This window comes from Coraliomargarita parva (assembly GCF_027257905.1).
In the GTDB taxonomy this organism is placed as follows: Bacteria; Verrucomicrobiota; Verrucomicrobiia; order Opitutales; family Coraliomargaritaceae; genus Coraliomargarita_A; species Coraliomargarita_A parva.
This window is the reverse complement of sequence record NZ_JAPZEI010000019.1, coordinates 1-11,775: the sequence shown is the minus strand read 5'-3', so window position 1 is coordinate 11,775 and position 11,775 is coordinate 1. Positions and strand designations below refer to the sequence as shown.

The 11,775-nt window shown below is 59.3% G+C and carries 14 protein-coding genes; 5 read left to right on the top strand and 9 right to left on the bottom strand.

Features of this window, described 5'->3' with window-relative positions; translation table 11 throughout:
* Positions 1-380 precede the first annotated feature (380 nt).
* From O2597_RS18430 to kdsB, 5 genes are all read right to left on the bottom strand, one after another.
* On the bottom strand, positions 381-857 hold the full coding sequence (locus tag O2597_RS18430) for a hypothetical protein (protein WP_269527229.1): 477 nt from the start codon (positions 855-857) through the stop codon (positions 381-383).
* Complete coding sequence (gene nrdR, locus O2597_RS18425; protein ID WP_269527228.1) at positions 844-1,314, bottom strand: transcriptional regulator NrdR; 471 nt, start codon at positions 1,312-1,314, stop codon at positions 844-846. The genes O2597_RS18430 and nrdR overlap by 14 nt, the downstream gene beginning before the upstream one ends.
* A gap of 294 nt (positions 1,315-1,608) precedes the next feature.
* Positions 1,609-2,172: an anthranilate synthase component II gene (locus O2597_RS18420; RefSeq protein WP_269527227.1), complete on the bottom strand. Its 564-nt coding sequence runs from the start codon at positions 2,170-2,172 to the stop codon at positions 1,609-1,611.
* A 16-nt stretch (positions 2,173-2,188) separates the two neighbouring features.
* On the bottom strand, positions 2,189-3,412 hold the full coding sequence (gene trpB / locus O2597_RS18415; RefSeq protein ID WP_269527225.1) for a tryptophan synthase subunit beta: 1,224 nt from the start codon (positions 3,410-3,412) through the stop codon (positions 2,189-2,191).
* 31 nt (positions 3,413-3,443) lie between these two features.
* Complete coding sequence (gene kdsB, locus O2597_RS18410) at positions 3,444-4,193, bottom strand: 3-deoxy-manno-octulosonate cytidylyltransferase (protein ID WP_269527223.1); 750 nt, start codon at positions 4,191-4,193, stop codon at positions 3,444-3,446.
* Between the two features lie 30 nt (positions 4,194-4,223).
* On the opposite strand from kdsB, the gene O2597_RS18405 reads away from it, so the two are divergent.
* From O2597_RS18405 to O2597_RS18390, 4 genes are all read left to right on the top strand, one after another.
* Entirely contained in the window at positions 4,224-4,544 is a 321-nt protein-coding gene (locus O2597_RS18405) for a rhodanese-like domain-containing protein (protein ID WP_269527222.1), read from the top strand.
* Positions 4,545-4,923: 379 nt separating this feature from the next.
* Positions 4,924-5,826 carry a glycosyltransferase family 2 protein gene (locus O2597_RS18400; protein ID WP_269527221.1) on the top strand — a complete coding sequence of 301 codons (903 nt, stop codon included), beginning with the start codon at positions 4,924-4,926 and terminating at the stop codon, positions 5,824-5,826.
* Positions 5,823-6,566 (top strand): polysaccharide deacetylase family protein, encoded by a 744-nt coding sequence (locus tag O2597_RS18395; protein WP_269527219.1) that lies wholly within the window; start codon positions 5,823-5,825, stop codon positions 6,564-6,566. The genes O2597_RS18400 and O2597_RS18395 overlap by 4 nt, the downstream gene beginning before the upstream one ends.
* 48 nt (positions 6,567-6,614) lie before the next feature.
* The gene (locus O2597_RS18390) at positions 6,615-6,953 is read left to right on the top strand and encodes a histidine triad nucleotide-binding protein (protein ID WP_269527217.1); all 339 of its coding nucleotides are present in this window, start codon (positions 6,615-6,617) and stop codon (positions 6,951-6,953) included.
* 7 nt (positions 6,954-6,960) lie between these two features.
* Here the strand turns inward: O2597_RS18390 and O2597_RS18385 are convergent, their stop codons facing one another.
* From O2597_RS18385 to O2597_RS18370, 4 genes are read right to left on the bottom strand one after another with little or no spacing between them, the layout of a single operon-like run.
* Positions 6,961-7,443 carry a hypothetical protein gene (locus O2597_RS18385; RefSeq protein ID WP_269527215.1) on the bottom strand — a complete coding sequence of 161 codons (483 nt, stop codon included), beginning with the start codon at positions 7,441-7,443 and terminating at the stop codon, positions 6,961-6,963.
* Between the two features lie 51 nt (positions 7,444-7,494).
* On the bottom strand, positions 7,495-8,922 hold the full coding sequence (locus O2597_RS18380; protein WP_269527213.1) for a phytoene desaturase family protein: 1,428 nt from the start codon (positions 8,920-8,922) through the stop codon (positions 7,495-7,497).
* Positions 8,923-8,964: 42 nt separating this feature from the next.
* Positions 8,965-9,216 carry an acyl carrier protein gene (locus O2597_RS18375; RefSeq protein ID WP_269527211.1) on the bottom strand — a complete coding sequence of 84 codons (252 nt, stop codon included), beginning with the start codon at positions 9,214-9,216 and terminating at the stop codon, positions 8,965-8,967.
* A gap of 39 nt (positions 9,217-9,255) precedes the next feature.
* Positions 9,256-10,491, bottom strand: coding sequence for a beta-ketoacyl-[acyl-carrier-protein] synthase family protein (locus tag O2597_RS18370; protein ID WP_269527209.1), 1,236 nt, complete (start codon positions 10,489-10,491; stop codon positions 9,256-9,258).
* A 149-nt stretch (positions 10,492-10,640) separates the two neighbouring features.
* Between O2597_RS18370 and galE the strand changes: the two genes are divergently transcribed.
* Positions 10,641-11,630: a UDP-glucose 4-epimerase GalE gene (gene galE / locus O2597_RS18365; RefSeq protein ID WP_269527207.1), complete on the top strand. Its 990-nt coding sequence runs from the start codon at positions 10,641-10,643 to the stop codon at positions 11,628-11,630.
* The last annotated feature ends 145 nt before the right edge of the window (positions 11,631-11,775 follow it).

Here is an 11,775-nt window from a genome sequence, read left to right as displayed (position 1 = left end):
TTAAGGCAAAATTCATGCGTTCTTCTATCATTTTGGTTTCTCTCCATGGCATCACCCTTTCTGGCCGAAAGTGTTACCCATGTCCTGAACCTTTTTTGGTACCTATGTCCTGAACCTGTACCCCTGAGGCCTCAGGAGTTGAACATTGTTCGAGATCCGCTGAAGTTCCTCCTCTGCTTGCAGGGGAGGTGTCTGCGCTTGTCGCAGACGGAGGGGTTGACTGGCGACGAACCACCCCGTCTGCCGCTTCGACAAGCTCAGGGCGGGCCGCTGGCGCGTCATCCACCCCTCCTTAGCCAAGGAGGGGAACTGGTTGTTTTGAGATTCGAGATACGGGGGGCTTTGAGGAAGGATGAGGGCTGAAACCTGAAACCTGAAGCTTAGAGGACGATAACTTGGAGTTGGGCGCCTTTGCTGGCCCAGGCGCAGGCGAGTTCGTCGATCCAGTTGCGGACGCGGCGGTATTCCTCGGTCCGGTTGGCGGTCCATCGGCGGCCGGGGGGGCAGACGGCTTCGTGCAAGCCGGTGACGAGCAGGAGGGCCTGGCGTTGGCCGGCTAGGGCCTTCATGCGGCTGACAATCGCCTGCCGTATCCAGAGCGGGCTGAAATCCTCCATCGCCGGGACATGCCAGTGTTCGAGTGCCAGTTCGCGCTCGCCGGCTTCACCGAGGTAGAGGTTGGCCAGTCGTTCCACATAGCGCTGCAGGGACTCGGAGTCCGGGCCCCCGGTTTGCTCCTGCCGGTAGAAGAGGAGGGCCCGCTTGGCATGCTCCGCGAACTCCGGGTCTTTTTGCCCGAGTTGGGCGAGGAGTTCGTTGAGAGCGTTGAGTTGGTCGATCGGATCAGGCTTGGCCATGCTCCGAAGCTTCCTTTAGCTCGTTGATTTCCTGGGCCAATTCGGCCAGGTCGCGGAAATCCTTATAGACCGAGGCGTAGCGGACGTAGGCGATCTGGTCCAATTTCTTGAGCCGCAGCATGATCTGCTCGCCGATGGCTTTAGCCGGTATCTCGTGGTCGAATTCCTTCTCCAGCGAGGCCAGGACATCCGCCACCAGCATCTCGATCTGCATGACGTCGATGGGGCGCTTTTCCACCGCTTTTCTCAGGCCGCCGAGCATCTTGTTCCGGTCGAAGTCCTCCCGCCTGCCGTCTCGCTTAACTACTTGAAGATCAGAGCGTAAGACTTCTTCGATCGTCGTGAACCGGTACCCGCAGTCGAGGCATTCGCGCCGACGGCGGATCGAGGTCTCGTTTTTCCCGGTACGGGTATCGAGCACCTTGGTTTCGAGTGATGTGCATTTGGGGCAACGCATCGGTCTAATGTCCGGGTTACTGGTGGTTGGCTGGCGTGCAGCTTTCCGAAAAAGAGAAACACTAGATATATACGTTTTGGGAATCAATCACTATATTTAGTGGTTGGGGGCTGTGGAAGGCTGACGGCTGAAACCTGAGACCTGAGTTGTTCGTTGGACGAGATGTCCTTCGAGAGGTCGTTAGATCTCTGTGGAAATCGCTTTCGCGCTTTCGCTACAGGGAGTCTTTGCCGTGTATCCAGACAACGTCCAACAAGCAACGAACAACGCTCGCGGCCATCGGCCGCTGGCCTGCTAGAGCTTGAGGAAGTTCTGGAGGATGCGCATGCCGTCTTCGGTGGCGATGGACTCGGGGTGGAACTGGACGCCCCAGACGGGGAGTTCCTTGTGGGCGAGGCCCATGATTTCACCTTCGTCGGTCTCGGCGGTGATTTCGAGGCAGTCGGGCAGGCTGCTGCGCTCGACGAGGAGCGAGTGGTAGCGAGTGGCCCGGAAGGGATTGGGGAGGCCTTCGAAGAGGTCGGTGTTCCGGTGCTTCACGGGGGAGGTTTTGCCGTGCATGAGGCGGTCGGCGCGCACGACCTTGCCGCCGAAATACTGTCCGATGCTTTGGTGGCCGAGGCAGACGCCGAGGATCGGCTTCTTGCCGGCAAAGGCGCCGATCATCTCGAGGCTGACCCCGGCTTCGGTGGGCGAGCAGGGGCCGGGAGAGATCATGACGCGGTCCGGGTTGAGGGCCAGCGCCTCTTCCGGGGTGATTTCATTGTTCCGGAAGACCTTTTGCTCCACCCCCAACTGGCCGAAGTACTGGACCAGATTGTAGGTGAAGGAATCAAAATTATCGATGACGAGGAGCATGTGATAGGGGGTCGGATTATTGTTCGCCCAGTACGCGGGCCACTTCCTGGACGTCCTTGTCGCCACGGCCGCTGAGGTTGCCGATGATGATCTGGTCCGGAGCCATCTCGCGGGCGCGCTTCATGGTGTAGGCGACGCCGTGGGAGGATTCCAGGGCGGGGACGATGCCTTCGATCGAGCACATGGCCTTGAAGGCGTCGAGTGCTTCGGCATCGGTGGCGTAACCGAAATCGATGCGTCCGGCATCCTTGTAGTAGGCATGTTCGGGACCGACGGCGGCATAGTCCAGGCCAGCCGAGACGGAATGGGTCAAATCGATCTGTCCATCGTCATCCTGCAGGATCCAGGTCTTGGCGCCTTGCAGGACGCCGAGGCGGCCGCCGGCAAAACGGGCGGCGTGCTCGCCGCGGGTGATTTCGCGGCCGCCGGCTTCGACACCGGTGAGGCGGACGGCTTCGTCCTGGAGGAAGGCAAAGAAGACGCCGATGGCGTTGGAGCCGCCTCCGACGCAGGCGGCGACCTCATCCGGGAGGCGGCCTTCCTTCTCGAGGATCTGGCGTCGGGCTTCCTCGCCGATGACGCGCTGGAAGTCGCGCACCATCATGGGGAAGGGGTGTGCCCCGAGGGCGGAGCCGATGATGTAGTGGGTGTCGCGTACATTGGTCACCCAGTCGCGCATGGCTTCGTTGACCGCTTCCTTCAGGGTTTTCTGACCGGCGGAGACGCCGCGCACCTCGGCGCCGCAGAGGCGCATGCGATAGACGTTGAGGGCCTGGCGGCGCATGTCTTCCTCACCCATGTAAATGACGCACTCAAAGCCCATCTTCGCACACATGGCGGCGGTGGCGATGCCGTGCTGCCCGGCTCCGGTTTCGGCGATGATTCGTTTCTTGCCCATGCGTTTGGCAACCAGGGCCTGGCCGAGGGCATTGTTTATCTTGTGGGCGCCGGTGTGGAGCAGGTCTTCCCGCTTGAGATAGATCTTGGCTCCGCCGCAGTGCTCGGTAAGGCGCTCCGCGAAATACAGATTGGTTGGACGGCCGGCGAATTCGCGCAGATGAAAGTCGAGTTCCTTCTGGAATGCCGGGTCCTTGCGGGCCTCGTGATAGGCTTCCGTCAGTTCGAAGAGCGGCGTCATCAAGGTCTCGGGCACATACATGCCACCATAGGGGCCGAAGTGGCCGCGGACATCGGGCAGGCTGAGCGGATCGACTTCGAGGACTGGCTTTTCGGTTTGCATGCTGAAATACGGTTGCGGGCGGGGCCCTTTGTCAAGCTGGCAGGCGCGCTTCGAAGGCCTCAATGTCTTCCGGCGTGTCGATGCCGACGGTCGGTTGGTCGGTGATGCCGACGTGGATACGGTAGCCGTGCTCCATGGCGCGGAGTTGTTCGAGGCGTTCGATCTGCTCGAGGAATCCGGGCTCGAGGGAGGAAAAGGCTTTGAGGAAGTCTGCCTTGTAAGCGTAGAGTCCGAGATGGCGGTAGCAGGGGTTCTCCGCCAGCCAGGGTGTTTCCACGGTGCCCCGGGTGTCGCGGGAGTAGGGGATCGGAGCACGCGAGAAGTAGAGCGCATAGCCGTCGCGGTCCCTCACGACTTTGACCTGGTTGGGATTGGCGAAGTCTTTCGGATGCTCAAAGGGGATGGCGAGGGTCGACATGGCGGCATCGCCCTTCAGCCCTTCGGCGAGGGAACGGATCTGCTCGCCGGTGACGAGCGGCTCGTCGCCCTGAACATTGATCACGGCGTCGGCCCCGACTTCGGCGTTGGCCTCGGCCAGACGGTCGGTCCCGCTGGGGTGGTCTGCTCGGGTGCGCACCGCATTGAAGCCGGCCCCGCTGAGGCAGTTGTAGAGCTCGCCATCATCCACCGCGAAATAGAGGGGAAATTCCGGTGCCACCTCGCGGATCCGTTCGGCGGTCCAAATGATGACCGGTTTGCCCCGCACCTCGTGCAGGAGCTTCTTCGGAAATCGGGTCGAGGCCAGACGTGCCGGTACAATAATGGAAGGGGTTTTTGACATATGGCGGGATATCATCATGAAACTTAGGCGATGAACAAGGAAATCAGTGCCGCAGAAGCCGCGAATTTGAAAGAGTCCGGCGAGTCGATCGTCTTTCTGGATGTGCGAGAGCACGATGAAGTGGCGATCTGCGCGATCGAGGGCGCGTTGCACGTCCCCATGGGAGAGATTCCCGAGCGCTTGGAACAGCTGCCTAAGGAGCCGACACTGGTGGTGTTTTGCCACCACGGGATGCGCAGCCAGAACGTGATCCATTATCTGGAGGCGCGTGGCATGACCAACACGATCAACCTGCGGGGCGGAATTCACGCCTGGGCGTGCGAGGTGGATCCGGAGATGCAGCGCTACTGAGTGGAGTCCAAGCCTGCCTAGGGCGGGACGCCCTCGCTCCGTTGAGTTCGTACTCCGATCTACGGGAGGGCGATTGTTCTCAATCGCCGTGGCACGCAGGCACGCTCCCTTCAGGATCCAATCAAAGCGGGGTCATCTATTTCCTGTAGAGAATGGGCATAATTCGTTAGCACTGCTTGACAATTCAGTGGTTTGGGTGGATGAGGGCAATGTCGCTTTCGACCATTTTATCATTGGTTAGGGTGTTTGGCCTAGGTTAGAAAAGATGAGAGATCGGGTATATCATCTGTTTTTCATAGTCGAGCGGGTTGGGGCCTCCTATAATGACTCGCCATTGCCTCGTATTCTGATAGGTTTGGTTACCTAAAAGCGCTGATTTATGAATCCTAGAGATCAGGCGACGCCATTGGCGATAGAGGCCTCGGTGGTCATTCCGTGCTACAATGCCGCTACGACTCTTGCGGAGCAGTTGGAAGCACTCGCCTGCCAGACTTTTAGCGGTGTCTTTGAAGTCGTCCTGGTGGATAATGCCAGCACGGATAATTCGGCAGAAATCGCAGCCTCGTATGCCGATCGTTTTGCCTCCCTGCGGGTGGTTCGCGCGACCCGTTTGAAAGGAGCCGGCTATGCGCGCAATGTCGGTGTCGAAGCCGCCAAGTCAGAGTATGTCCTGTTCTGTGATGCGGATGATGTTGTCAGCGTGCAATGGGTGGCCTCGATGGTCGCAGCGTTGCAGGCCGGCTGCTTGGTGGGCGGGGGGCGTGATTTTCGCCGGTTGAATGCGGATTGGCACCCGGTGCTGCGGGACCACCCCGAAGACCTGGATTCGCATACTGTATGCGATGTGCATTACTCGGGTGGGCTGTCCCATGTAGGCGCCGGCAACATGGGCGTGCATCGTTCGCTCTTTTTGGAGTTGGGTGGTTTTGATCAGTTGATCCCGATCCATGAAGATGTCGATTTTTGTATCCGGGCGCAATTGGCGGGCCATGAATTGAAGCACTGTCCGGAGGCAATGGTTTACATCCGGGTGCGGCAGTGTCTGGGGGCGGTCTTTCGTCAGGCCCGTGTCTGGGGGTACTGGAGTGTGGCTTTGCTGAAGAAGCATCGTGCGACTCTGGGGGATCCGCCGATTTTCCGGCCCTTGTTACACTGGCCGCTTTTGATCCTCCGGGTGGCGCAGGTTCGGGACCGGGGTGATTTTTATCTGTGGACTTATCGGGTCGGCTGGAAAATCGGCCGACTCTTCGGCAGTCTTATGATGGGCTTCTTTGCGTTATGACGGGAGCGCTCGGGTGGAAACTGTCGAAAGCCTTGGCCTATCCATTGGGGCTTTCTCCGTTGATGGGCAGCGTCGCTTCGGTCGCGGTGAATGGGCCGAAGGTCGCGTTGACTTTCGATGACGGTCCGCATCCGGACTCCACGCCTTTCCTGCTGGATCTGTTGAAGAAGCATGGTGTGGTTGCCAGTTTCTTTGTGGTCGGGGAGTCGGCCCGCAAGTATCCGGAAATATTGGAGCGTGCGGTGGCGGAGGGGCATGCGCTGTGCAACCACGGATGGAGCCATCGTTCGCTGCCCATGCTGAAGGCTGCGGGGCAGGCCGAGGAGATCCGCAAATGCGCGGAGGCGATCGGCGCGCTCGGGCATCCGTACTTCCGGCCGCCCTACGGGCACCAGTCGGTGGGCTCGCGTTTGCGTGCCGGTTGGCTGGGGCAAACCGTCGTGACTTGGAGCGAGCATGTCGCCGATTGGCGAAAACAGCCGGTCGAGGAGCTGGCCGAGTCCTTAAGGTCGGCGATCAAGCCCGGCGCGATCGTGCTCCTGCATGATGCAATCCTGGTGGCGGAAGGCTTGCAGCCGCCAGCCGAACTGCAGGTGGACCGCCGGCCGCTCTTTGAGGCATTGGATACGGTCTTGGGGGAGTTGGGCGCGCAGTTTGACTTCCTGACCATCCCGGAGTTGCTCTCGCAGGGGAAAGTGCGGTGGAGCAACTGGTTCCGGTTCAGCGAGGATGTCAGCTAGTCGTGCTTCGCGGTTGCAAGTCTTCGCGGAGCTGGTTTGATCGGAGGCATGAGCACTTTATTCGAGCGTATCATTGCACGTGAGATTCCAGCCGAGATTCAGCATGAGGACGAGCACTGTATCGTCATCCATGATATCGACCCGAAGGCGCCGACGCATTTCCTTGTGATTCCGAAAAAAGTGATTCCCCGGGTGGCGGAAGCGACGGAGGCCGACCAGACTATCCTGGGGCATCTCCTGCTGACGGCCGCGACGGTGGCGGACTCCCTGAAGCTTGAGGGCGGGTACCGGATCGTGATCAACAACGGCAAGGACGGTGGCGAAACCGTGCCGCACATGCACGTGCATGTGCTGGGTGGGCGTCCGATGGCCTGGCCTCCGGGCTGAGCCCCCACTAGCTCTGCTTGCTACGGCGCTGGATTTCGAGATCCCGGTAGGCGAGCTTATGGACGGCTTCCATGGTTGGCTCGGGCAGGTCGCCGAGGGCCTTGATGGCGGAAGCCGCTTCATCGGTCACGGTTTGACCGATGTTGAGGACGCTCTTGTCGAAGTCCTTGGAGTTTTCCGCCTCGATGGTGACGAGCTGCATTTTGTTCAAGTAATTGAGCAGGATGTGGTGACTGCCTTCGATGGCCTTGTAGTAGAGGGCCTGCCGTTCGAGTGATGCTGCAATCATCCGGTCATGGTGGCGTTTGACCATGATCCAGAGAAGCAAGGTGGTGATGAGGATGTAAGCCCAGCCCTTGATGGTCTGAAATACGATGACGTCCTGCATGGAGGGCGCGATGGTTGCCACAACGCGATCTGAAATTAGAATCCAAGTCGCGCCGACGACGAAATAGATCAATGGGATCTTGAAGTAACTTTTCAACGGCACGGTAACACTGAGCAGACGGAATGCCGTAGCAAACCGAAAGAATAAAATATCTTAACCCTGTAGCACGTGCAGGTTGGCCATTGAGATCCCGCTGAGCATCGCACCCACGATTCCAAGGAAGCCCTGGTCGGTTCCGGCGAGGTAAAGGTTGTCCAGCTGGGTGCGTCCGTCCTTGATCTTATTGGGTGCTCCGTAAATGGCGCCGTTCAGGTGGCCCGTGTACTTGCGTACTGTGCGGGGGGTGAACATGTCCTTCGCGATCCGGTGTGCGTCCAGGTCCAGCTGGCTTTGGGGCAGGATGGAAAGCGCGACCGCCTGCAGTTTGGCGTACCATTCCTCCTTGCGGGCGAGGTAGTCCGCTTCCTCCAGTCGGCACCAGGCATCGTGGTTGGCCATGGCCGTGATGCGGAGAAAGCCTTCGTCGAGCTGCCGTCCCTCGCCATACCGGTAATTATTGGGAAAGCAGATCACACCACTGCCCGGATCGACCAAGTCATCTTCGACCCGGGCATAACGGAAGCGCGGTTCGCGGGTGTTGAAGAAGATGATGGTGTCATTCCAGCCGAAATCCGCCGGCTGGCGGTCCAGTACGGTGATGGTTTCGGTGAAGCTCAAGCGGCCGATGTTGTCGGCTCCGGCGTCCGGGGCCTGGTCCTCGCAGAGGCGCAGGGTCTCGACCGCGCCGGCGGTGGAAATGATCTTATCGGCGGTAAGGGTGGCGCCGTCGTCGAGGGTGAGGGCGGTGGCCCGCGCGCCGTCGCTGTGGATGCGGCGGATGCCGCACTTCATCTTGCGCAGCCCGCCGAGCTCGCGGTACTTGTTCTGCAGGAGGCGGATGATGACGCGGACCCCGTCGAAGGGGCGGGCAAAGCCCTCGAAGAAGAGGGAGCGGAACATGATGGCGAACTGGCCGTAGTCCATGTCCTCCTCCTGGGCACTGCCATAATACATGACCGGGCAGAAGATCATATCCTCCAGCAAGGGGTCGGTGATGTGGCGCTGTACCGCAGTGCGGGCCGAGCTGGGCAGGGCACCCAAGTCAAAGGCGTCCAGCTCCTTCACCTCCTGCACGAGCGCGCGGAAGCCGTCGATCTGGGCGGGAAAGGCGCGCGCGACCTCGGACTCGAAGAGCTCGAAGTCATTGTTGAAGGCGAGCTCGCAGTCGGGAAAGGCGATACGCGAGCCCAGCTGTGGGCAGAGGTCGAAGTCGTCGTAGGGGATCCGCAATTGGCGCAGCAACTTGGCCAGCGGCGTGCCCTTCGTTCCCTTGGGCACGTAATTTGTCATCGCATGCAGGCCGACATCATACTTGCGGCCGTCGATGCTGTAGAAGGAGTTGAGGCCTCCGGAGGCATTGTGCCGTTCGAGGATGATGCAGTTCTTGCCTGCGAGAGCGAGGCGGATGCCGGCCGCCAAGCCAGCCATACCGGCACCGATAATGACGACTTCAAAGTGCCGGCCGTCGAGGGATGCGGACATAAGTCGCGCTTGTCAGGGAGCGGTAGAGGCGTCCGGCCTCTCCTACTTTTCGTTGAACTTGGGCGTGAGGTATTCCGCGCAACTAGCCAGGGATGCCAGTTTCGGGTAGTCTTCTTCCGGCACTTCGATGCCGTGCTGCTTGCGCAATTCCATCACGATGTCGAGGAAGTCCATGGAATCGAGATCCATCTGCTCGCGGAGGCTTACCTCGGCCTTCAGGTCCGTGGTGTCTTCGTCCGGAGCGATTTCATTGATGATATCGATTACGATTTGTTTTACGTCGTCTTCTGTCATGTCGGTAATAAATGGAGAATGGGAATAAGGGAAGGGGGCCTAGCCTTCGAACTTTCGAAGGATCAAAGCAGAGTTGATGCCCAGCATTCCGAAGGAGTTGTTGAGGATAACTTTGACCGCGTCAACCTTACGTGGCTCGTTGATGACGAGATTCGGCAAGGCGCATTCGGGATCGAGGTCATCGACATTAATGGTGGGGTGAATCGTATTGTCTTGGAAGGACGGGATGTTGCCAGCCAGTTCCAGAGCGCCGGCCGCACCCATGGCATGGCCGATGAAACTCTTGGTGTTGTTGATATAAGTCGTGGGGCAGTCGCCGAAGACTTCAGCAATCGCCTTGCATTCCTGGATGTCGCCCTGAGGCGTGGAAGTGGCGTGGGTGTTGACGATATCGACATCGCCCGGCTCGATCCCCGCGCTTTGCAGGGCCGCGCGCATGCATTCGGCCTGGCGTTCGGGATTGGGCAGCACGTAGTCGGACGCGTCGGAATTGATCCGGTAGCCGATGATTTCGGCGATGATGTTGGCGCCGCGTGCCTGTGCGTCCTCAAGGCGCTCAAGCACATAGATGCAGCCGCCTTCGGATACGACGATGCCGTTGCGGCCCTTGTCGAAGGGGCGGCTCGCCAAGTTCGGGTCGTCATGCTTGGCCAGGGCTCCCTGGCTCTTGAAGCCGGCAAAGATGCCGAAAGTCTGGATGCTTTCACTAACCCCGCCGGCCAATGCCATGTCCACTTCGCCGAGGCGGAGCATTTGCACGGCTTGGATCAGGCCGGCATTGCCCGCGGCGCAGGCGGCACCGATGGTGTAATGGGGCCCGGTTATCCCGAGGTTGATGGTGATCTCGCCCGCAGGGTTGTTGGCCACGGTCCGCGGATTGTGGTGGTGGGTCCAATAGCGGGTGTCGTAGTCGAACTTCGAAATGTTATAGACCTCGTTTTCCGTCTCCACATTGCCGTGCTCGGTGGTGCCGACATAGACGCCGATACGGCTCTTGTCGAAATTGGCAAAATCAAAGCCGCTGTCCTCAAGGGCCTCGTGGGCGCAGTAAATGGCGATGCTGCCGGCACGGGTGCCGACGCGGAGTTCCTTGCGGGATTGGTACTTGCGGGTGTCGAAGTCACAGACTCCGGCCGGTACCGGGCCCATGTATCGCATGTCGATGGTCTGGATACGAGGTACCCCTTTGAGGAGGTTTTCGCGGTATTCCTCAAGCGTGTTCCCATTGGGGGCGGTCAGGCCTAGGCCTGTTATGACGATGCGCGGTAGCTGCATGGTGAAACGGACATTGTTACCAACTTTGAAGGCCCATCTGTCAATACAGTAAAAATCTTGTCCGGCTGCAACCGAATCATCCCTTTCCTTGGAAATAGATCAATTTTTACTTCGACAGCTTCTATTCCCGCTTTATTTCAGGCAGAATCATGAAAGTACTAGTAGTCGGAGGTGCAGGTTATATTGGAAGTCACTGCGTTCGCCAGTTGCAAGCTGCCGGACACGAGCCGGTTGTTCTGGACAATTTGGTGTTCGGTCATCGTTCCGCGGTGGCTGAGGACGTGCCGTTTTACGATTGCGACCTCGGGGATCCCGAAGTCGTCGGCAAGATCCTGAAGGAGGAGCAGATCGAACTGGTCATGCACTTTGCCGCCTTTGCCTATGTGGGCGAGTCGGTGACCGAGCCTCGTAAATACTACGAGAACAATTTTGTCGCGACCCTGCGCCTGCTTGAGACCATGATCGACAACGGGGTGAAGAAATTCGTCTTCTCCTCCACCTGTGCGACCTACGGCGAGCCGGAAAGCCTGCCCATCGTAGAGACGCTCCGCCAGAGCCCGATCAATCCCTACGGTCAGACCAAGCTGGATGTGGAGAACTGCCTCAAGGCCTTCGCCCATGCCTATGGCCTCAGCTTCGCTGCTTTCCGTTACTTCAATGCCGCCGGTGCGGCCGAGGACGGCACCATCGGGGAAGACCACAACCCGGAAACCCACCTGATTCCGCTCGTGATTGATGCCGCTACCGGAAAGCGCGAGAACATCAAGATTTTCGGGACCGACTACGACACCCCGGACGGCACCTGCCTGCGGGACTACGTCCATGTCGACGACCTTTCCCGCGCCCACATCGCCGTTTTCGACAAGCTGGCGGAACCCGGTGCCGGCTATTTCTACAACCTCGGAACCGGTACGCCGAATTCGGTGCGTGAAATCATCAACGCGGTCGAGGCAGTGACCGGCCTGAAGGTGCCCGTGGTTGAAGACGAGCGCCGTGCCGGTGACCCGCCCGCCTTGTTTGCCGATTCCAGCAAGGCCCAGCAGGAGCTGGGCTGGGAGATCAAGTACAAGGACGTGAAGGACATTATTGCGACCGCCTGGCGCTGGCATCAGTCCCATCCCAAAGGCTACGAGGACTGAGGGCCCTAGAGGGCTGAAGGCGGAGACCTGAAACCTGGAGTTTAATTTTTTCACGGAGGGGTCAGGACATGGGTAACAGTTTAGGTTCAAGACATAGGTAACACTTCGTCAGAGCTTGGTGACAGTTGTTAGTATTATTTTTGTA